This window comes from Streptomyces sp. DvalAA-43, assembly GCF_900091725.1.
GTDB lineage: Bacteria > Actinomycetota > Actinomycetes > Streptomycetales > Streptomycetaceae > Streptomyces > Streptomyces pulveraceus.
The window spans coordinates 63,087-84,326 of sequence record NZ_FMBW01000080.1; the positions used below are offsets into that span (position 1 = coordinate 63,087).

Consider the following 21,240-nt stretch of genomic DNA (forward strand, 5'->3'; position numbering starts at 1 on the left):
ACCGCCTCACTACCCTGCTCTGACGGTGTGTCCGTCGTCCGGCGGACGCACCGTCAGAGCAGGCAGAACTCGTTCCCCTCCGGATCGGCCATCACCAGATGGTCCGGCCTGCCGCCCAGTGCCTCCTCATGGACCACGGTCGCGCCGGCGGAGATCAGGCGCTCCATCGCGTCGACCACACGCGGCCACCGCTCCTCCCAGGGGGTCTCACGACCGCCACCGGCCTGCACATCGAGGTGCAGGCGGTTCTTCGCGGCCTTCGACTCCGGCACCTGCTGGAAGGACAGACCGGGCCCCTCCCCGTCCGGGTCGCAGAGATACGCACCCTGGTCCCACTCGTCCTCCGGGACCCCATGGTGCGCGAACCACTCCTCCCAGCTCCCGAACCCGGCCGGCGCGGGCTTCTCCGTATACCCCAGCGCCAACGCCCAGAACGCGGCCAGCTTCGTCGGCTGCGCGCAGTCGATCGTCAGACTCCACTTGGTTCCCACGTACAGGCCCTCCTCGGTCCGGCTCGGTCCGTCACGCGGACCCTACCGGGTGCCACTGACACCGTTGGCCCCCCGACATCGCAGTTCCAGGTCCAGCGGCACGGAATTGGCCTTGGTCTCCGGCTCCGCGCCGTACGTAGGGTCACGGCATGAGGATTCGCATCGTCGACACGTTCACCGACCGCCCCTTCACCGGCAACCCGGCGGGAGTCCTGGTGCTGGACTCCGAGACCTTCGCCGACGACGACCGGCTCCAACGGATCGCCATGGAGCTGAATCTGTCCGAGACCGCCTTCGCCCACCCGCTGCCCCCGGGCGGCGAGGCGGACTGGGCGCTTCGCTGGTTCACCCCGACCACGGAGGTCGACATGTGCGGGCATGCCACCCTGGCCACCGCGCACGTCCTGCACACCACCGGAACGGCGAGCGGCACGGTGCGCTTCGCGGCACGCTGCGGGATCCTCACCGCGACCACCCACCCGAACGGTGCGATCACCCTCGACTTCCCCACGGCCCCACTGACACCGGCGACCGCCCCGGCCGGACTGGCCGCCGCCCTGGGCGCGGATCCGCTCTCCGTCCACGACACCGGCCCGTACATCGGCGACCTGCTCGTGGAGCTGGACGACGAGGCGACCGTACGCGGGCTGATCCCCGATCTCGTCACCCTGGCCGATGTGTCCCGGCGGGGCGTCGTCGCCACGGCCGCCGCTGAGGACCCCTCCCGGGGCTACGACTTCGTCTCCCGCGGCTTCTTCCCACGCGTCGGGATCGACGAGGACCCGGTGACCGGCAGCGCCCACACCGCGCTGGCACCCTTCTGGTCGGCCCGCTTCGGCCGTGACGAACTGACCGGACTTCAGGCCTCCGCCCGTTCCGGCCTGGTCCGGACCTCACTGCGCGGCGATCGCACCCTGCTGACCGGCGACGCCGTGACCGTCATCGACGGCGAACTGCTCACGGAACTCTGAGCCGGCGTACGACGGGCGGGAGCTTACGAGACCACTCCTCAGCTCCCCCGCACCCCCGCCGCCGCTCCGGCCCCGCTCCTCACGGCGTGGGCAACCAGCCCACCTTCCCCGCCAGCAGCGCGTACCCGACAAAAGCACCGATATCCAGCAGTGCATGCGCCGCCACCAAGGGCCCGACCCGGCCCCAGCGCCGGTACAGCAGCACGAAGACGACGCCCATCACCATGTTGCCGATGAAGCCGCCGACCCCCTGGTACAGATGGTACGAACCGCGCAGTACCGAACTGGCGACCAGGGCGGCCATCGGCGTCCACCCCAACTGCCCCAGCCTGCGCAGCAGATACCCGACGACGATCACTTCCTCCACGACGGAGTTCTGGACCGCGGACAGGATCAGGACCGGGAATTTCCACCACACGTCGGGCAGCGACTCCGGAACCACCGTCAGATTGAATCCGGCGGCCCGCGCCACCAGGTAGAAGGCGAGGCCGGCGCTTCCGATGCCCGCCGCGAGCAGAGTGCCGCGCCCCAGGTCCGGCCACGGCCTGGTGCGGTCGAAACCGATGGCCCGCAGACCGGCGCCCTCCCTGATCAGCAGATGCGCGACCAGGGCGACGGGCACCAGAGCCGTCGCGATACCGAAGAGTTGCCAGGCGAGATCCAGCCATGGACGCCCCGGCGCGTACGAACTGTTGAGTGTCGCGGCCTGTTCCTTCAAACCCCCTGGTTTCGTCAGTGATCCGACAAAACTGATCAGGGCAGACACCCCGCTGGCCCCCAACGAGAGAGCCAGCACGAGGACCGTTTCGGACCGCAGAATTCGTCGCGGCACAGCCTCTTGGGGGAAAGAATCAGCCACAAGCCCCGCCTCCACCTGTACACCTGCCTTGAGTTGTGCATTCACGCCCCATCCTGCTCCCCGCCCGGCTAGGGTCTCGAATGCAGGTACGAAGATCATGCGCGACAGGCCGGGGGACAACCACCATTGCCGATGGTGTGGTCCCCCATTTCCTTGTACATCCTCAAGGAGGGGCACCACCGACATGGGACGTCACAGCTTGCCCGACGAGCACGCCGGCGACGGAAGCGGGGACGGATCACCGCCGCGCCGTCGGCGCACCGTCGCGATCGCGACGATGCTCGTACTCGCGGTCGCTGCGGGAACGGCCGTCGCGGCGCAGGGCGGCCTGTTGTCGTTCTCGAAGAGCTGCGAGGACTCGGCCATCCGTCTGTCCATGATGGCCTCGCCGGACATCGCCCCCGCCGTTCGCGCCGTCGCCGACAAGGCGCGCGAGGACGAGGTGCGGTCCGACGGTCGCTGTCTGGACGTGACGGTGGTCGCCCGCGACTCCTACAAGGTCGCCGACGCCCTCTCCGGCGACGGCCGCACCCCGGACTTCCAGGTCTGGCTGCCCGACTCCGACCTCTGGCTCGACCGGGCCAAGGGCTCCGGCGACGGCGTCCCGATCACGCCGGGCGACTCCATCGCCTCCTCCCCCGTGACCCTGGCCATGGTGCCGTCCGCGGCCAAGAGCCTCGGCTGGCCCAAGAAGAAGTACACCTGGGCGGAGTTGACGGCCGCGGCCATGGAGCCGGACAAGGTACGCCTGGGCTCGGCCGACCCGGCGCGCAGCGCCACCGGCCTGCTGGCGCTCGCCGGCATCGGCGCGTCCTCCGAGAAGCAGGGCGGAGACAGCGACACCAGGGTCGCGGCAACCGCCAAACTGCTCGCGCAGCGCATGTCGGACGGTGACACCCAGGTGCTGAAGACACTGGCACAGAGCGATTCGGACAACGAGAAGGACGACCCGGAGCGCAATCAGGCGGTGCTCCTCTCCGAGCAGGCCGCCTTCGCCCACAACGCGGAGTCGACCGGCGGCGGAAAGCTCGACCTCTTCTATCCCAAGGACGGCACCCCGCTCCTCAACTATCCGTACACGCTGATCGACGAGACCAGGATGAGTACGGCCGAGGGGCGGGCGGCGCTGCGGTTCATGACGCTGCTGAACGAGCCCGGTGCACAGGCCACCCTGGAGAAGCACGGCTTCAGGGACATCGACGGCACGGCCGGGGAGTCGGTGGTCGCATCGGCGGGCGGCAGGAAGCCCCAGCCGTACGCCACCGCTGCCGCCGCACCGACCGCCGAGGCGCTCCAGCAGACGCTCGGCATGTGGACCATCACGGTGCAGAGCGCCCGGCTGACCACGGTCGTCGACGCCTCGGGATCCATGGCCACGTTGGTCCCGGGGCGCAACCAGTCCCGGATGGACGTCACCAAGGCGTCCCTGATCCAGGCCCTCGACCAGTTCACCCCGAACGACGAGATCGGGCTCTGGGAGTTCGCCACCACGCTCGACGGCGAGAAGGACTACCGCAGGCTGATGCCGACCAGCCGGCTCGGCGACCCGGCGAAAGGCGGCGGCACCCACCGCGAGAAGCTCACCGCGGCCTTCGCGGCGCTGAAGCCCGTGCCGGGTGGCGCGACCGGCCTGTACGACACCATGCTGGCCGCTTACAAGGACGCCCAGGCGACCTATGTGAAGGGCAAGTTCAACGCGGTCGTCATCCTCACCGACGGGTCGAACCAGGACAGCCGCTCCATCTCCCGCAGTGCCCTGATCGCGGAGCTGAAACGGATCGCCGACCCGGAGCGCCCTGTTCCACTGCTCGCCATCGCGGTCGGTCCCGAGGCCGACCGCGAGGAGGTGAACGAGATAGCGAAGGTGACCGGCGGCGGTGGCTACCAGGTCATCGACCCGGCCGAGATCCAGACGGTGATCCTGCAGGCCATCATGACGGCCGGCCAGAGCGGTCACGGCACCCAGGAGTAACCGTGGACGCGGCCGGACCGGACCCGGACCGGCCGCAAAGCCACAACGCGGCAACGCCGGCCGAGACCGGCGCCGGGACCGGCCCCGGCGGCCGCCGTATCGCCGTCACGGCCTGGGAAGACCGGTCGGCCAGGTGTGCACGGGCTCCCCGCCGTGCATCAGCTCGGCGTACCGCCGAGTGGTCGCGGCCAGCGCCGCATGCCGGTCGAGCCCGGTCTCCCGGGCCCGGTGATAGGTGTCCACCTGCCAGGACGCTCCGTTCACCCGCCGCTTGCAGCGCTCCTCGATCACCCCGAGATAGCGGTCGCGGTCCGCTGGCGCGATGTTCCAGGCAGCGAGCCCCGCGGCGGCCAGCGGCAGCAGTTCGTCGCGTACGAGCTTGACGGCCGGCACCCGGGTCAGCCCGCCCGCGCGGCCGGGGCGCGGCCAGAGCAGCTCGGCGTCGATGCCCAGACGGCACGCGGTGTCGAAGTTCTCCTCCGCCGCGGCGAACGGCAGCCTGGTCCACACCGGACGGGACTCGTCGGCGAGCGACCGCACGAGCCCGTAGTACAGCGCCGCGTTGGCGATCACATCGGTCACGGTGGGCCCGGCGGGCAGGACCCGGTTCTCCACCCGTAGGTGGGGCACGCCGTCGACCAGCCCGTACACCGGCCGGTTCCAGCGGTAGACCGTTCCGTTGTGGAGCACCAGCTCCTGCAACCGCGGCACCCCGCCTTCGTCGAGGACCCGCAGGGGCTCCTCCTCGTCGCCGATCGGGAGCAGTGGCGGGAAGTAGCGCAGGTTCTCCTCGAAGAGCTCGTACGCCGAATCGACCCACCGCTCGCCGAACCAGGTCCTGGGCCGCACTCCCTGGTTCCGGAGTTCGGGCGGCCGGGTGTCGGTGGCCTGCTGGAAGAGCGGTGGCCTCGATTCCCGCCAGAGCTCCTTGCCGAACAGGAAGGGCGAGTTGGCACCGAGCGCGATCTGGACACCGGCGATGGCCTGGGCCGCGTTCCACACGGCCGCGAAGCGCTCCGGTGTCACCTGCAGATGGAGCTGGACCGAGGTGCAGGCGGCCTCGGGAGTGATCGAGGCGGAGGTGGAGAGCAAGCGTTCCACGCCCTGGATATCGAGGGAGAAATCCTCGCCCCGCGCGGCCACCATTTGATCGTTCAGCAGTGTGTAGCGGTCCGCGTCCGAGAGGTTCGCCAGGACGAGGTCCTCATGGCGCAGGGTGGGCAGAATACCGATCATCATGATCCCGGCATCGACCTCGCCCGCCTTCCGGTGGGCATATCCGAGCCCGGTCCTGAGCTCCTCGGCCAGCTGATCGAAAACGCGCCCGTCCAGACGGTGCGGGACTATGTTCACTTCCAAATTGAACATCCCGAGTTCCATCTGGAAATCACGGCTCGCGATGCGCGGGAGGACCTCCCCATTCAACATCTTCGGCATGCCGTCGGCACCCGCGAGATTCAGCTCGATCTCCACACCCATGAGGTTGCGCGGCCGGTCGAACCTCCGCTCCGCAAGAAGCCTCTCCAACCCCTCCAGGCACTGGTGGAGCTTCTTCCGGTACCCCTGCCGATCGGACAGGTCAAAGGCGCCCGCCACGACCTTCTCCCCCATCGGAGCGTCCCTCCCTCAAGTGGGCGGCCCGCGGCCCAGGCCGCTCGCGTCACGATCGATAATGCCCAGAGCGGGTGATCCATAACGCCCACGAGAACGCCACGGACCCAGTAATCTGAGGGCGGCCGCCCGAGGCACATTCCAAGGGCATGATGCACGACACGTTTGCCCGCCCGGTGCAGGTGAAAACGCCGACGTGTTTCGGCCGTCCACGCCGGATGAAAAATCCCAGGCGGCGGCTGCGCCGATGACACGGAATCAGTAGATTCTCCGCATAATAAAGACTTGATACCGCCTTGTCGGCAATGCCTGCTACGGCTAGTGGAATCACCGCGTGAACACGTGTCGTATAAACTCCGCGGACGAGGCAGAGAGTTGACGCACCGGCCCAGTCACCGGCCTCCTCTGGCCCCGCATGCCGACAGCGCCGTCTGCACCCGCCCACGCACCACCGTGTCTCCGAAGTGAGAGGCGACCCACTATGCCGCTGCATGTTCACCCGGCTCCCGCGCCCGCTCTGCGCAGCGTTCTCGCGGCACTCGTTTCACCCACCGCAGTCCGCGAAGCCCGCACGCCCGCTCTCCGGTCCGCCCAGGGACCGCTGAGCCCGGAACTCCCGCTCCCCGTCCATGTACTGGAGCGGATCGGTCCGAATGGGCTCGCTCCCGCCACCCGGCTCGCCGGCTGGCGGTTCCTGATCCGCGGCTCGGAGCAGGCCGTCGCCGCGGCGGACACCATGCTCACTCCGGACGGCTGGGCCTTCTCGCACTTCTTCGAGGGCCCCTACATCGCCTCGACCGAACTGGCCCTGCGCCAGGCCGAAACGGTGACCCCGCCCTACCAGCCGCGGCTGCTGTCCATCCCGGAGCTCTACATGTTGGCGCTGTGGCTGCACGGCGACACCGAGGCCGACGCCTCCGGCGGGGCGCTCGCCCCCGCCGATCTTCTGGTCCCGCTGGCTCCCGCCCCACCGGGTATCGCGGCGCACCGCCCGCACCGGGTCGCCGATCTGCTCCGCGTGATGACGCTGCGCATCGCCTCCGGCCCCGGCCCCCTGCTCGGCTCCCCGGCCTGAGAGCCGGCCCCCTCAGCGGCACGCCGTGCCCCGCCACCGTCCCCGGTCGCGGGGCACCGCGCTGGAGGGGCGCACTTTCCGCCCGTCCGGACTAGCCCGTACCGACCACCCCGAACCACCCGAAGGGACAGTGCAATTACGGTGAACCGTCCGCGCGGGTGACGCGTCCTCCGGGTAAGGAGAAGTGCTGCTGCGAAATCCCTGCGGAATGACGCCCGTGGGGCAACACTGGGACCGGACCGATCGATACGGGGGGCGGCCATGAAGACCTCGTCCAGCCGCAGGACATTCACTACAACGCAGCGAAAGAACCCAGCCATGTGCCAGCACCAGCCACCATGCCCGACCGCCGACTCAGCCGACCGGGAAGCCGCCCGCCTGACGGCGCACCATCCGGAACAGGGCTGGAGTCTGCTGTGCAACGGAGTCCTGCTCTTCGAGGACACCGGTGAGCTGCTTCCGGACGGTCAGATCATCGCCCCGCACCGGCCCCTGGCGGCCGACCGGGTGATGAAGGCCGCCTGACCGCGACCGGTACGAACGGGGGCCGGCCCGGAGAGTTCTCCGAACCGGCCCCGACGCAGGTCCGCGTCACGCAAGGGCGCTCACGACTCAGTTGTCGTACTCGTCCAGCGGCGGGCAGGAGCAGACGAGGTTGCGGTCACCGAAGGCGCCGTCGATCCGGCGCACCGGCGGCCAGTACTTGTCGGCGGCCGAGACTCCGGCCGGGAAGACCGCCACCTCGCGGTCGTACCCGTGCTTCCACTCCCCGCCCAGCATCGCCGCGGTGTGCGGAGCGTTGTGCAGCGGGTTGTCGTCCGCGCTCCACTCGCCGGAGGCCACCTTCTCGACCTCGCCGCGAATGGCGATCATCGTGTCGCAGAACCGGTCGAGCTCCGCGAGGTTCTCGCTCTCGGTCGGCTCGATCATCAGCGTCCCGGCGACCGGGAACGACATGGTCGGCGAGTGGAAGCCGTAGTCGATCAGACGCTTGGCGATGTCGTCGACGCTGACGCCGGTGGCCTTGGAGATCGGCCGCAGATCCACGATGCACTCGTGCGCGACCAGGCCGGCCGGGCCGTTGTACAGGATCGGGTAGTGCGGTTCCAGACGCTTGGCGATGTAGTTGGCCGCGAGCACGGCGACCTGCGTCGCACGCTTCAGGCCCTCCCCGCCCATCAGGCGTACGTACGCCCAGGAGATGGGGAGAATGCCGGCCGAGCCCCAGGGAGCGGCCGAGATCGGTCCGACACCGGTCTCCGGGCCCGCCGCGGGCTGGAGCGGGTGGTTCGGCAGGTACGGCGCAAGGTGCGCGCGCACGCCGACCGGGCCGACGCCGGGGCCGCCGCCGCCGTGCGGGATGCAGAAGGTCTTGTGCAGGTTCAGGTGCGAGACGTCGCCGCCGAACCGGCCCGGCCTGGCGAGACCCACCAGCGCGTTCAGGTTGGCGCCGTCGACGTACACCTGGCCGCCCGCGTCGTGCACCTCGGCGCAGATGTCGGCGACGTGCTCCTCGAAGACACCGTGCGTCGACGGGTACGTGATCATGAGGACGGCGAGTTCGTCGCGGTGCTTCTCGATCTTGGCTCGGAGGTCCGCTATGTCGACCTCGCCGTCGTCGGCGGTCTTGACCACGACGACCTTCATTCCGGCCATCACGGCGCTGGCCGCGTTGGTGCCGTGCGCGGAGGACGGGATGAGGCAGACGGTGCGCTGCTCGTCACCGTTGGCCCGGTGGTACGCCCGTACGGCCAGCAGGCCCGCGAACTCACCCTGCGAACCCGCGTTCGGCTGAATGGAGACCGCGTCGTACCCGGTGATCTCGGCGAGGCGCTCCTCCAGCTCACGGATGAGGGTGAGGAAGCCCTGCGCCTGCTCGGCGGGGGCGAAGGGGTGCAGCGCGCCGAACTCGGGCCAGGTGATCGACTCCATCTCGGTGGTCGCGTTCAGCTTCATGGTGCAGGAGCCGAGCGGGATCATGCCGCGGTCCAGCGCGTAGTCCCGGTCGGCGAGCTTGCGCAGGTAGCGCAGCATCGCGGTCTCGGAGCGGTGCTGGTGGAAGACCGGGTGGGTGAGGATCTCGTCGGTGCGCAGCAGCCCCTCGGGCAGCGCGTCGCCCGCGGTGGCGTCCAGCTCCTCGATGTCCCCGTCGGCGCCGAAGGCGGCCCAGACAGCGGCGATCTGCGTACGCGTGGTGGTCTCGTCGCAGGCGAGGGAGACCAGGTCGGCGTCGACGAGCCGCAGGTTGACCCCGCGCTCGCGGGCGTCCGCGACCACATCGGCGGCCTTCCCCGGGACCCGCACGGTGAGGGTGTCGAAGTGGGCGCCGGTCACGACGTCGACGCCGGAGGCGCGCAGGCCCTCGGCCAGGATCGTCGCGTAGCGGTGGGTGCGCCGGGCGATCGTCCGCAGACCGTCCGGGCCGTGGTAGACGGCGTACATTCCGGCCATGACGGCGAGGAGCACCTGGGCGGTGCAGATGTTGCTGGTGGCCTTCTCGCGGCGGATGTGCTGCTCGCGGGTCTGCAGGGCCAGCCGGTAGGCCTTGTTGCCGTCCGCGTCGACGGAGACGCCGACGAGGCGGCCGGGGAGGCTGCGGGCGAACTTCTCGCGTACGGCCATGAAGCCGGCGTGCGGCCCGCCGAAGCCCATCGGCACACCGAAGCGCTGCGTGGTGCCGACCGCGATGTCCGCGCCCAGGTCGCCGGGCGAGGTGAGCAGGGTCAGGGCCAGCAGGTCGGCGGCGACCGTGACGATCGCGCCCAGCTCGTGGGCCTGCTCGATGACGGGCCGGATGTCCCGTACCGCCCCGGACGCGCCCGGGTACTGCACCAGAACGCCGAAGACACCGCGCGCGGCGATCTCCGCCGGGATACCGCCGGACAGGTCGGCGACGACGACCTCGACGCCGGTCGGCTCGGCACGGGTCTCGATGACCGCGACCGTCTGCGGCAGGGCGTCGGAGTCGACCAGGAAGACGCCGTTCTTCACCTTGCCGACGCGCCGGGAGAGCGCCATGGCCTCGGCGGCCGCGGTGCCCTCGTCGAGCAGGGAGGCGCCGGAGGTGGGCAGCCCGGTCAGCTCGGCGACCATCGTCTGGAAGTTCAGGAGCGCCTCCAGGCGGCCCTGCGAGATCTCCGGCTGGTACGGCGTGTAGGCCGTGTACCAGGCGGGGTTCTCCATGACGTTGCGAAGGATCACCGGCGGGGTGAAGGTGCCGTAGTAGCCGAGCCCGATCATCGGGGCCAGCACCTGGTTGCGGTCCGCGAGGGTGCGCAGCTCGGCGAGGACCTCGGCCTCGGTGCGTGCGGCCGGCAGCCCGAGGGCCTCCGTGCTCTTGATGACATCGGGCACCGCGGCCGCGGTGAGCTCGTCCAGCGAGCCGTAACCGACCTGGGCGAGCATCTTCGACTGTGCCTCGGCATCGGGGCCGATATGGCGCTGCTCGAACGGAATGCCCTGCTCCAGCTGGGAGAGCGGAGTGCGACGGGGGGTCATGGTGGAGGCCTCCTGGTCTGTCACGACCTGCGAGGGGCACCACGGCGCGGGTGCCCGAACGGCCTCCCCCTCTGTCATCTCAACCTGAGAGCTTCACCGGCGCACCCTGCGGCGTACCGGCTTTCACCGTCGGTGAGGAAGGGATCCGCACCGGCACTCGGCCGCGCGAAACCCGCCCTGCTTTCCAGAGTGACCTCGTCCGTGCGGTACGGGGGCCTGAGAGATTCCGGGGAGGATTTGCTCCTTCGGCGCCTTCGGATCAGCTCCGGAGGACTCTCCCGCACGGGGTCAGCAGCCGCCACCAGCCTACCAGCGGGGTTCATGGCTGATTTCTCGAGTGGCCAACCACTCGGATCTGCATTTCTGTAGTGCTTGTGGAGTAGCCGCGACCAGTGGGAGGGACCGTGCAGACCGACATCGATCCGCGCAGCCTGATCGGCCGCAAGGCGTTCGACCGCAAGGGCACCAAGATCGGGACCGTGGACGAGGTGTATCTCGACGACGCGACCGGTGTGCCCGAGTGGGCAGCCGTACGTACCGGACTCTTCAGCAGGGACGCGTTCGTCCCGCTGGAACCCAGTGAATTCGTGGAGGACACGCTCCGCATCCCCTTCGACCGCGCGCTGATCAAGGACTCACCCGACTTCGGCGTCGGCCGCCATCTCTCGCCGGAACAGGAGCTCCAGCTCTACCGGCACTACGGTCTGGACTCCCCGCCCGAGGGCACGGGCCCGGACAGGGACTTCGGCAGGCTGGCCGGCCAGGACGAGTAGTCCACCGGGTCCCGCACCAGCGGCAGCGGATCGGCCGGCCGGAGTTCCGGATCGTCGATCCGGAACGTACGCACCCGGCCGGGCTCCGATTCGGGCTCCTCGAACCGCACGGTCACCCTGCCGACGCCACTGCCCTGCACCCAGCCATGGCCGTGGACGTCATGGCGTACGTCGTGTCCGGCGGGCCAGCGGCGCGCGGCGAGCTGCTCGGCGGTCTCCGGAGCCTCCGCCCCGGGGTCACCCGGCGGCCCGGCCCCCTCCTCCCCCGCCGGTGTGCTCTCCTCGGCCGGCTCCTCCGCCGAGGCCCGCTCGTCGGCGGCCTGGGCGAAGAGGTCCTCCTGCGTGTAGTCGGCGAGCCCCGTGACGCCCACTCCGAGGAGCCGCACGCCTCCGGTGGTGTCCACGGCCTCCAGGAGCCGTGCGGCGGCCTCACGGACCACCGTGGGGTCGTCCGTGGGCCCACGGAGCGTCTCGGACCGCGTGAGCGTCGAGAAGTCGTACCGGCGCACCTTCAGCACCACCGTGCGCCCGGACCGCCCCGCACCGCGCAGCCGCTGGACGCACCGGTCGGCCAGCCGCTCGACCTCCGTCCTGATCCGCACCCGGTCGTGCAGATCGGCGTCGAAGGTGTCCTCGACCGACACCGACTTCGCGTCCCGCTCCGCGACCACCGGCCGGTCGTCGTACCCCGACGCCATGCGGTGGAGTGAATGGCCGTGCGCCTTCCCCAGCAGGCGCACGAGCTCGTCCTCGCCCGCCTCGACCAGGTCGTCGACCGTGGTCATCCCGGCACGGCGCAGATGGTCCGCCGTCGCGGGCCCGACGCCGGGAATGATCCGCACCGGCATGGGCGCGAGCAGAGCCCTCTCCGTGCCCGGCTCTATGAGCAGCAGTCCGTTGGGCTTCGCCTCCTCCGAAGCGATCTTGGCCAGCATCTTGGAACCGGCGAGTCCGACCGAGCCGGTGAGCCCGGTGACCGCCCTGATGGCCGTACGCAGCTGCTCACCGATCTCCAGCGACGAGGCCGCGCTGTCGGCCGTCCCACCGGCCTCCAGGTCCACGAAGGCCTCGTCCAGGCTCAGCGGTTCCACCAGCGGGGAGAGCCGCGCGAGCAGCCCCATCACCTGGTCGCTCACCGTCCGGTACAGCTGGAAGCGGGGCACCAGGTAGGCCGCGTTGGGCGCCAGCCGCCGCGCCTGCGCCATGGGCATCGCCGAGTGCACCCCGAAGCGCCGCGCCTCGTACGACGCGGTGGCGACGACCCCGCGCGGCCCCAGTCCGCCGACCACGACCGGCTTGCCGCGCAGGCTCGGCTTCGCCGCCTGCTCGGCAGAGGCGTAGAAGGCATCCATGTCCAGATGCAGGATGGTGGGCGCGGCTCTCACATCAATCGATGCTGCCCTACGGCACTGACAATCGCCGCGCCCCGGGGCGTGTCCGGCCCCGATCCGCCGGACCGGACCTGGCCGTCGGCCGGGTCAGCCGGCGCGGTTGCGGCGCCGCGCGAGCTCATCGGTGGGGTTGTTCCCGATGAGGGTCTCGCCGGTGTCCACCCGCTCGCCGTGCAGCTGCGAGAGGGCGGCGTCGACGTCCTGCCACACCACGCCCACCGCGATGCCGAAGACGCCCTGGCCGCCCTGGAGGAGGCTGACGACCTCGTCGGGCGAGGAGCACTCGTAGACCGTCGCCCCGTCGCTCATCAGCGTCATCCGCTCAAGATCCTGGAATCCGCGTGCCCGCAGGTGCTGAACGGTGGTGCGGATGTTCTGGAGCGCCACGCCCGTGTCCAGGAAACGCTTCACGATCTTCAGCAGGACGACGTCCCGGAAACTGTAGAGCCGCTGTGTGCCGGAGCCGTACGCCGGACGCACGCTCGGTTCCACCAGCCCCGTGCGCGCCCAGTAGTCGAGCTGCCGGTAGGTGATCCCGGCAGCCGCGCAGGCGGTCGGCCCGCGGTAGCCGATGTCGTTGGCCGATGCCACTGCGTCCCCCGCCACCGCCGCCGGTTGAACCGGTTGCATGATGGTGTGGTCGGCTGTACTCCCCTGCTGCGGATACGGCCCACCCGCTGCCGTACCGTCGCCGCTGCTTCCCACGCCGACCTCCGTCCTTGACCTGCCATCTCGAAGGTAGGCAGTCACTCGGGGTGCGTCAACGATCGCCACACTCGGCACGCCGAGTGATAATCACCCTGAGGGTGGTTTCCCGTGTCTCACGAACGGGAAAGGCTTGCCGGATGCGCTGACGGCGACCCGAAGAACGGTCACTGACTGTTGGTACCGAAATCCTCCGGAGAGATCTGATCGAGGAACTCGCGGAATTTCTCCACCTCGTCCTCCTGCTCGTCCGGGATGGCGATGCCTGCGTCGTCGAGCACCCCGTCACTGCCGTAGATCGGTGTTCCGGTGCGCAGGGCGAGCGCTATGGCGTCGGACGGCCGCGCGCTCACCTCGACCCCGCTGGCGAAGACCAGCTCCGCGTAGAAGACCCCTTCGCGGAGGTCCGTGATGCGGACCTCGGTGAGCTCCTGGCCGACGGCCTCGAGCACATCCTTGAAGAGATCATGGGTCAGCGGCCTGGCCGGAGCCATGCCCTGCTGGGCGAAGGCGATCGCGGTCGCCTCACCAGGACCGATCCAAATGGGGAGGTACCGGTCGCCTCCCACTTCACGCAGGAGCACGATCGGTTGGTTGGAGGGCATTTCCACCCGGACACCCACAACGTCGAGCTCGTTCACACAGCAACCCTAGGACGTGCCCGGCAGGTTTGGGTAGTCGGGCACCGGCGCGATCAGTGGAGACGGATGTGCAGAGCGCTCTGCACGAGGGCCGAATGCAGCCTCACGGACAGCTCCGCGAGCTCTTTCGCGGTGGCCTCCGCATGGGCTCTGGTCTGCGGATTCCGGTGCCGGCGCAAGGGCGCGACCACCTGCTCGATCAGCCCGACCTCACGATCCGCGCCCGCGCGCATGGCACGCAGGTGACGCGGTTCGAGACCGAACCTGCCCAGATCCGCCACAAGCTTGGCGACGGTGACCATCTCGGAGTCGTAACCGCCCTCGGCGGTCGGAGTGACCAGGCCGTACGACTCCCACTCGTCGAGGTCGCTCTCGGTGACCTCGGCGGCCGCCAGCAGCTCGGCACGGCCGATCCGGGCCGCGGTGGCACGACCGGCCACCGCGGCCCAGGCACCGTCGGCCGGATCCCGCGGGCCGCCCCCGGGCGGGAGGGCGGCCTGCTCACCACGGGCGAGGGCATCCAGATGCTCACGGATGACCTTCAGCGGGAGGTAGTGGTCCCGCTGCATGCGCAGCACCTGAGCCAGCCGCTCCACATCGGCGCCCCGGAACTTGCGGTAGCCGGAAGGGGTCCGCTGCGGCTCGACGAGCCCCTCGGCCTCCAGGAACCGGATCTTGGAGATCGTGACCTCGGGGAACTCCTCCCGCAGCCGCAGAAGCACCGTGCCGATGCTCATCGGGCGGTCGTCGGCGGTGGCGGTGCCGCTCACGGCACCGCCCGTCGGTGTTCTCAGCATGGACCTTCCCTGACGGGTCAGATACCGCGCTGGCTCGCGTAGAAGACCAGCCGGTACTTGCCGATCTGCACTTCGTCGCCGTTGGTGAGGGCGACGGAGTCGATGCGCTCACGGTTGACGTAGGTGCCGTTCAGGCTGCCGACATCCCCGACCGTGAAGCTGCCGTCCGGGTTCCTGTGGAACTCCACATGCCGCCGCGACACCGTCACGTCGTCGAGGAAGATGTCGCTCTGCGGGTGACGGCCGGCCGTGGTCAGCTCACCGTCCAGCAGGAAGCGGCTGCCGGAGTTCGGACCACGACGCACCACCAGGAGGGCCGAGCCGAGCGGAAGGGCGTCGACGGCGGCCTGGGCCTCGGGCGAGAGGGACGGAAGGGCCGTCTGCCCGGTGGCCTCCGCCTCGTACGCCTCAAGGCCGGAGATGGAGATGGTCGACGTCGTCTCCGAGGCACGTTCCGGAACTCCACCCCTCAGCGGTGCACCGCAGTTGGAGCAGAAACGACCGGCCTCGCTGTTGCGATGCCCGCACCTCGTACAGACCGGCATGGACGAACCCTCCTGCCTGGGGGCGAACTCTCCCCCCGTACCCGAGGTCGACGAATCCCCGAAACCTATGCGGCCGGGACCGGCAGGGTCAACAGACGACGCGCCGGATGCTCCCGAATTGTCACTGCCCGTACCCGGCACCTGATCACGGAAGAGCGGGCGATCCGTGCCCTGCTCATCCGCCTGGCCATGGCGCGGTGCGCGATGGCGGGCTGCCTCGTCTCGAGCGCTCTTGCCGAACAACTTCCCAAACAACTTCACGGGCGATTCCCCTTGACCGAAATAGACCCGCCCGTGGGGCAGGACGAACCCTGAATGAACACACCTGCCGACCCGGACATCTTCACAACGTCCGTATGCACTCGACAGTTTCCACCACGCACCACCAATACGATGCGGCGACCCCCCGCAACCTCGCGCCCATATCCTTCGCTCCCCGCGTGCCGCGGCTTCACGGGGACGACGACCGAGCGTAGTCAGGCTGCTTCGCCGGTCGCAAGGCATCCACGACGATGTCGTCGGCCTGCGCGACCTGCACGGTGGCCTGCTCCTTCTCCAGTGTCTGCACCACGCCGCCCGGAATGTTCAGCGCCGGCTCCAGATCCTGGGGCTTGCCGATCACCTCGAAGACGTAGGGCGCAGTGATCTTATGGTCGTCGACGCTGACGTTGCCGCCGTCACCGGAGAAGTACGTATTGGCCACCACACGCACCCCGTTGACCTCGATCGCCTCCGCGCCCGCCGCCCGCAGCTCCTGGAGCGCGTCGAGCAGCATGTCCGCCTTCACCCCGTTGCCGGGGTCGTTGACGGTGAGCGTGATCCCGGGCCCGTGCGCCGCCACAGTACCCGCGAGGATTCCGAGTTGCCGCTCCTTCTCCAGCGTCTGCTTGCGCGCCTCCTCGGCCTGGTCGGAGCTGTTCTCCAGCTCCGTGCGCTGAGCCGCCAGCCGCTGCTTCTCGTCCTCCAGGCGCTGTGTCCGGTCGTCCAGCTCGTCGAGGATCCGGACCAGGTCCTCCTGCCGGGCGCCCCGCAGCGCACTGTTGTCGCTGTTGGACCGCACCTGAATGGCCAGTCCGAGACCGAGGACGAACAGCAGGAGCGCGACGACGAGTTGGGCCCGTGTCACCCTCGGCGGCCACAGTCCGGCGATCAGCCGCTGACGACCGGTGAGTTCCTTGGCGGAGCCGGGCGTCCGCTCGTCGGCGCGCTCCGGCTCGCCGGGACGTTCTTCGTTGCTCATCGGCGTCAGGCCCGGAAGATGTGCCGGCGGATGGCCGCGGCGTTGGAGAAGATCCGGATGCCGAGCACGACCACCACACCGGTGGACAGCTGCGCTCCGACACCCAGCTTGTCGCCCAGGAACACGATCAGGGCGGCCACCACGACGTTCGAAAGGAACGACACGACGAACACCTTGTCGACAAAGATTCCGTCGAGCATGGCCCGCAGGCCACCGAAGACTGCGTCGAGGGCGGCCACGACGGCGATCGGGAGATACGGCTCGACCACGGCCGGTACCTCGGGCCGGACCAACAGTCCGACCACGACTCCCACGACGAGGCCCAGTACGGCGATCACGATGTGCCCTTCCCTGTGTCTGCCGCACCACTGCCGGTGTCTGCGGCCTGATAAGGCTCTGCTGTACGTACGATCAGGCTCGGCGCGACCGGGAGGCTGACCTTCTGCTGCACGGACATGCTCGTCCGGATGTCGAAGGTGTCCTTGAGCGCCTGCAGATACTGACCATCGGCGCTGTCCTGGAACGCGGTGCCGAGCCGCTTCCCGTTCCCCACCGCCAGCACCGTATAGGGCGGAACGAGTGGTCTGTTGTCGACCAGTATGGCGTCGCCCGCCGCGCGGATCGCCGACAGGGCGGTGAGACGCTGCCCGTTGATCGCGATCGCCTCCGCGCCGGACTGCCACAGCCCGTTGACGACCCTCTGGAGATCCCGGTCGCGGACCCGCCCGGTGTCGGCGAATCCGCTGGTCTCCCTCGGTCCGCCGCCACCCTGGTCGGTGTTCTTGGCGTCGTCGACGACGAGTTTCACGCCGGGCCCCTCCACCGGGGTCGCCCCGGCGAGCAGCGCCACCCGTTCCCCCTGGTCCCCGCCGTGCTTCTCCAGCGCCTTGCGCTGGCGCCTGCCCACGTCGTCCCGGAGCTTGTCCACCTGCGACTCGAGGGTGTCGGCGGCCGTCGTCTCGTCGTCGATGCGATCGATCAGCTCCTGGCGCTCCTTGGCGAGGACCGGCGCGGAGACGCGGGCCTCCGCGGCCCCGAGCGTGACGACGAGGGCGGCCAGCACCAGACAGGCGGCGAGGCCGAGTTTCGACTTCAGCGTACGGGGCAGGCCCGCGCTCCCGTCGGCCTTGCGACGCGCCGATGCCTCGGCGTATCCGTCGTCCAGGCTGTGGTCCATCACATTGGTCAGCAGCGACATGGAAGCGTCGGGACGCGCGGGTGGCGAGGCGGTACTCCGATCGGGGGTCTGCTGCGACATGCCGCACATCGTCGCACGTCGCCGCCGCTACCGCCGAATGGCCCCACCGGTGTGCCCGCAGGCGTTGTCGGCCGCCTCCGGGCACACCGGAGGCAGCGTCACTGACCTGCGCTGTCCACGACCGTCGCCCATTCGTCCAGCAGTGCCTGTGCGGAGGCGTCGTCCGGTCCCTCGGCCCACAGATGAGTGACGGCCTCGGCGCGGTCCGGCAGCACCATCACCCACCGCCCGTCGGCCTCGACCACCCGTACGCCGTCCGTCGTGTCGACGTCGCGGTCGCCGGCGGCCTCCACGACCCGGCGCATGACCAGCCCCTTGACGGCCCACGGGGTGGCGAGGTCGCGGCGCAGGACATGGGCACGGGGGATGCGGGCATCGATCTGGCTGAGGGTGAGCTGTGTCCTGGCCACCAGCCCCAGGAGCCGTACGAACGCGGCCGATCCGTCGAAGACGCTGCTGAATTCGGGAACGATGAAGCCGCCGCGCCCGTCTCCCCCGAAGATGGTGCCTTCCTCGCGTCCCACGCGCGTCAGGTCGTCGGGCGATGTCGTCGTCCATTCGACCTGTGTGCCGTGGTACGCCGCGACCTGCTCGGCGACGCGTGTCGTGGTGACCGGCAACGCCACCCGCCCGCTGCGCCGCTCGGCCGCCACGAGGTCGAGCATCACGAGGAGCGCCCGGTCGTCCTCGACGATCCGGCCCCGCTCGTCGACCAGGGAGAGCCGCTCGCCGACCGGGTCGAACCGCACGCCGAACGAGGCCCGTGCCGAGGAGACGATCTCGCCCAGCCGCACCAGTCCGGAGCGTCGGGTCTCGGCGGTCTCGGTGGGGCGTGATTCGTCGAGGCCGGGATTGATGGTCAACGCGTCGACACCGAGCCGCCCCAGCAGACTGGGCAGCACGAGCCCGGCGCTCCCGTTGGAGGCGTCGACGACCACCTTGAGCCCCGCGTCGGCGATCCCCGCGGTATCCACGTTCCGCAGCAGGGATCCGGTGTACGAGTCGAAGACGCTGGACGGGAAGTGCAGGTCCCCGATCTCGCCCGGGAAGGCTCGGCGGTATTCCTGACGTGCGTAGACCCGGTCCAGCTTCCGCTGCCGCGCCTGCGACAGGTCCGCTCCCCGCTCGTCGATGAACATGATGTCGACCGAGTCTGGTACGCCGGGGGACGTACGGATCATGATCCCGCCGGCGCTGCCCCGTGCGGTCTGCTGGCGCGCGACGGGCAGCGGTACGTTCTCCAGGTCCCGGACATCGATCGCGCTGGCCTGGAGGGCCGAGATCACGGCTCTCTTGAGGGCGCGGGCACCACGGGAGTGGTCACGTGCGGTGGTGACCGTCGAGCCCTTCTTCAGCGTCGTGGCATAGGCTCCGGCGAGCCGGACCGCCAGTTCCGGGGTGATCTCGACATTCAGGATCCCGGACACACCGCGGGCGCCGAAGAGATGAGCCTGTCCGCGCGATTCCCAGATCACCGAGGTGTTGACGAAGGCGCCGGCCTCGATCGTCTTGAACGGGTAGACGCGTACATTGCCCTGAATGATCGACTCCTCGCCGATCAGGCATTCGTCCCCGATGACGGCGCCGTCCTCGATGCGGGCCGCCCGCATGACGTCGGTGTTCTTGCCGATCACGCATCCGCGCAGATTGCTGTGCTGGCCGATATAGACGTTGTCGTGGATCACTGCCTTGTGCAGGAATGCGCCGCTCTTGACGACCACGTTCGACCCGATGACCGTGTGCTCACGAATCTCCGCACCGGCTTCGACCTTTGCGTAGTCCCCGATGTAGAGGGGCCCGCGCAGCACCGCGTCGGGGTGTACTTCCGCGCCTTCCGCGACCCATACGCCCGGCGAGATCTCGAAGCCGTCGATGTCGACATCGACCTTGCGTTCAAGGACGTCGGCCTGCGCCTTCACATAGCTTTCGTGGGTACCGACGTCCTCCCAGTAGCCCTCGGCGATGTAGCCGTAGATGGGCTTGCCTTCCTTCATGAGCTGCGGGAAGACGTCACCGGACCAGTCCACCGAGACATCTGCTTCGACATAGTCGAATACCTCGGGCTCCATGACGTAGATACCGGTGTTGACGGTGTCCGAGAAGACCTGTCCCCAGGTGGGCTTCTCCAGGAAGCGTTCGACCTGACCGCCCTCGTCCACAATCGTGATGCCGAATTCCAGCGGGTTCGGCACACGGGTCAGGCACACCGTGACCAGACCGCCCTTTTCCTTGTGGAAGGCGATGAGATCGGTGAGGTCGAAGTCGGTGAGGGCATCACCGGAAATGACGAGGAAGGTGTCGTCCTTCAGCGCCTCCTCGGCATTCTTGACGCTCCCCGCGGTGCCGAGAGGTTTCTCCTCGTTGGCGTAGCTGAGCTCCATCCCGAGCTCTTCGCCGTCCCCGAAGTAATTCTTGACCAGCGAGGCGAGGAACTGGACCGTTACGACGGTCTCATTCAGCCCGTGCCGCTTGAGCAGCCGAAGCACGTGCTCCATGATCGGCCGATTGGCTACGGGCAGAAGCGGCTTGGGCATGCTTGAGGTCATGGGGCGAAGGCGTGTGCCTTCGCCGCCAGCCATCACGACGGCCTTCATGTCGGAAACGTCCTCCTTGAAGAGACGACGGTCTGGCCGACTTCGCCCGTCGGGGCATCATCCGGGTCATCAGCGGCGGGCCGGCCACACTGCGCGGCACCGCGTCAACGAGCTCAATCGGCTACTACATCCGCCTTGACCAGCCGGCGGACCTGAACCACGTAGAGGATCCCTGCCCACCAATAGAGCGTTGTACCCCAACCTGCGAACGCCCATCCGAAAATAGCGGCCAGCGGTGCAAGCCAACCACTTCCGTCGCTGAGCAGCAACAAGGGGAACGCGTACATCAGGTTGAACGTGGCCGCCTTGCCCAGGAAGTTCACCTGGGGCGGCGGATAGCCGTGACGCCGCAGGATTCCGACCATCACGAGGAGCATCAGCTCACGGGCGAGGAGTGCTGCGGTGAGCCAGAGCGGCAGGATCTCTCGCCAGGTCAGGCCGACGAGAGTCGAAAGGATGTAGAGGCGATCCGCAGCGGGATCCAGGAGCCGGCCGAGGCTGCTGATCTGGTTCCACCGGCGGGCGAGCTTACCGTCGAGGTAATCGCTGATGCCGCTGAACATCAACACCAGCAGGGCCCAGCCGTCGCTCCGGGGGCCGCCGAACACAGGGCGAAGAATCAGCCACAGGAAGAGCGGAACCCCGACAAGGCGAGCCATGCTGAGGATGTTGGGGATGGTGAGGACCCGGTCCGTCTGAACCCGAGTCTCCTGGACCTCCACCCGGGGGCCTCCTGTGTGAAGAACGTGCCAATGATGCCCCCTGACCTTACCCTCAGCCACCCCTGCCGGTTGCACAGGGGTGACGGCAAAGGCCTGT

General features: G+C 69.1%; 19 protein-coding genes and 1 riboswitch. Of the genes, 5 read left to right on the forward strand and 14 right to left on the reverse strand.

Features of this window, described 5'->3' with window-relative positions; genetic code table 11:
* Window positions 1-53 precede the first annotated feature (53 nt).
* A complete protein-coding gene (locus GA0115234_RS33880; protein WP_093549396.1) occupies window positions 54-491 on the reverse strand; it encodes a VOC family protein in 438 nt (145 codons plus the stop codon).
* Window positions 492-640: 149 nt separating this feature from the next.
* Between GA0115234_RS33880 and GA0115234_RS33885 the strand changes: the two genes are divergently transcribed.
* On the forward strand, window positions 641-1,462 hold the full coding sequence (locus GA0115234_RS33885) for a PhzF family phenazine biosynthesis protein (RefSeq protein WP_093549398.1): 822 nt from the start codon (window positions 641-643) through the stop codon (window positions 1,460-1,462).
* 79 nt (window positions 1,463-1,541) lie between these two features.
* Here GA0115234_RS33885 and GA0115234_RS33890 read toward each other — a convergent pair whose 3' ends face one another.
* Window positions 1,542-2,321, reverse strand: a complete 780-nt coding sequence (locus tag GA0115234_RS33890) for a CPBP family intramembrane glutamic endopeptidase (RefSeq protein WP_093549444.1) — start codon at window positions 2,319-2,321, stop codon at window positions 1,542-1,544.
* Between the two features lie 184 nt (window positions 2,322-2,505).
* On the opposite strand from GA0115234_RS33890, the gene GA0115234_RS33895 reads away from it, so the two are divergent.
* A complete protein-coding gene (locus GA0115234_RS33895) occupies window positions 2,506-4,293 on the forward strand; it encodes a substrate-binding and VWA domain-containing protein (RefSeq protein ID WP_093549400.1) in 1,788 nt (595 codons plus the stop codon).
* Between the two features lie 105 nt (window positions 4,294-4,398).
* Here GA0115234_RS33895 and GA0115234_RS33900 read toward each other — a convergent pair whose 3' ends face one another.
* Window positions 4,399-5,904 (reverse strand): glutamate-cysteine ligase family protein, encoded by a 1,506-nt coding sequence (locus GA0115234_RS33900; RefSeq protein ID WP_093549402.1) that lies wholly within the window; start codon window positions 5,902-5,904, stop codon window positions 4,399-4,401.
* A gap of 481 nt (window positions 5,905-6,385) precedes the next feature.
* On the opposite strand from GA0115234_RS33900, the gene GA0115234_RS33905 reads away from it, so the two are divergent.
* Together GA0115234_RS33905 and GA0115234_RS33910 are read left to right on the forward strand one after the other, a co-directional pair.
* On the forward strand, window positions 6,386-6,979 hold the full coding sequence (locus GA0115234_RS33905; protein WP_093549404.1) for a hypothetical protein: 594 nt from the start codon (window positions 6,386-6,388) through the stop codon (window positions 6,977-6,979).
* 318 nt (window positions 6,980-7,297) lie between these two features.
* A complete protein-coding gene (locus tag GA0115234_RS33910) occupies window positions 7,298-7,504 on the forward strand; it encodes a DUF5999 family protein (protein ID WP_093549406.1) in 207 nt (68 codons plus the stop codon).
* Window positions 7,505-7,591: 87 nt separating this feature from the next.
* Here the strand turns inward: GA0115234_RS33910 and gcvP are convergent, their stop codons facing one another.
* Entirely contained in the window at window positions 7,592-10,477 is a 2,886-nt protein-coding gene (gcvP, locus tag GA0115234_RS33915; protein WP_093549408.1) for an aminomethyl-transferring glycine dehydrogenase, read from the reverse strand.
* A 194-nt stretch (window positions 10,478-10,671) separates the two neighbouring features.
* Window positions 10,672-10,768, reverse strand: a riboswitch (glycine riboswitch).
* A gap of 113 nt (window positions 10,769-10,881) precedes the next feature.
* On the opposite strand from gcvP, the gene GA0115234_RS33920 reads away from it, so the two are divergent.
* On the forward strand, window positions 10,882-11,250 hold the full coding sequence (locus tag GA0115234_RS33920) for a PRC-barrel domain-containing protein (RefSeq protein WP_093549446.1): 369 nt from the start codon (window positions 10,882-10,884) through the stop codon (window positions 11,248-11,250).
* Here the strand turns inward: GA0115234_RS33920 and GA0115234_RS33925 are convergent.
* The 10 genes from GA0115234_RS33925 to GA0115234_RS33970 form a co-directional block, all read right to left on the reverse strand.
* Complete coding sequence (locus GA0115234_RS33925; RefSeq protein WP_093549410.1) at window positions 11,175-12,635, reverse strand: DNA polymerase IV; 1,461 nt, start codon at window positions 12,633-12,635, stop codon at window positions 11,175-11,177. The genes GA0115234_RS33920 and GA0115234_RS33925 overlap by 76 nt on opposite strands.
* A gap of 93 nt (window positions 12,636-12,728) precedes the next feature.
* Window positions 12,729-13,346, reverse strand: coding sequence for a MerR family transcriptional regulator (locus tag GA0115234_RS33930; protein WP_093549412.1), 618 nt, complete (start codon window positions 13,344-13,346; stop codon window positions 12,729-12,731).
* A 167-nt stretch (window positions 13,347-13,513) separates the two neighbouring features.
* Window positions 13,514-13,987 (reverse strand): bifunctional nuclease family protein, encoded by a 474-nt coding sequence (locus tag GA0115234_RS33935; protein ID WP_006123076.1) that lies wholly within the window; start codon window positions 13,985-13,987, stop codon window positions 13,514-13,516.
* Window positions 13,988-14,040: 53 nt separating this feature from the next.
* Window positions 14,041-14,784 carry a transcriptional regulator FtsR gene (locus tag GA0115234_RS33940; RefSeq protein ID WP_093549414.1) on the reverse strand — a complete coding sequence of 248 codons (744 nt, stop codon included), beginning with the start codon at window positions 14,782-14,784 and terminating at the stop codon, window positions 14,041-14,043.
* 17 nt (window positions 14,785-14,801) lie between these two features.
* On the reverse strand, window positions 14,802-15,590 hold the full coding sequence (locus tag GA0115234_RS43940; RefSeq protein ID WP_093549416.1) for an FHA domain-containing protein: 789 nt from the start codon (window positions 15,588-15,590) through the stop codon (window positions 14,802-14,804).
* A gap of 190 nt (window positions 15,591-15,780) precedes the next feature.
* Complete coding sequence (locus GA0115234_RS33950) at window positions 15,781-16,569, reverse strand: DUF881 domain-containing protein (protein WP_093549418.1); 789 nt, start codon at window positions 16,567-16,569, stop codon at window positions 15,781-15,783.
* A 5-nt stretch (window positions 16,570-16,574) separates the two neighbouring features.
* Window positions 16,575-16,907, reverse strand: a complete 333-nt coding sequence (locus GA0115234_RS33955; protein WP_040019805.1) for a small basic family protein — start codon at window positions 16,905-16,907, stop codon at window positions 16,575-16,577.
* On the reverse strand, window positions 16,904-17,827 hold the full coding sequence (locus tag GA0115234_RS33960; protein WP_093549420.1) for a DUF881 domain-containing protein: 924 nt from the start codon (window positions 17,825-17,827) through the stop codon (window positions 16,904-16,906). Before GA0115234_RS33960 ends, GA0115234_RS33955 begins: the two co-directional genes overlap by 4 nt.
* A 98-nt stretch (window positions 17,828-17,925) precedes the next feature.
* Entirely contained in the window at window positions 17,926-20,421 is a 2,496-nt protein-coding gene (locus GA0115234_RS33965; RefSeq protein ID WP_093549422.1) for a mannose-1-phosphate guanyltransferase, read from the reverse strand.
* Window positions 20,422-20,534: 113 nt separating this feature from the next.
* Complete coding sequence (locus tag GA0115234_RS33970; RefSeq protein ID WP_093549424.1) at window positions 20,535-21,143, reverse strand: CDP-alcohol phosphatidyltransferase family protein; 609 nt, start codon at window positions 21,141-21,143, stop codon at window positions 20,535-20,537.
* Between the last annotated feature and the right edge of the window lie 97 nt (window positions 21,144-21,240).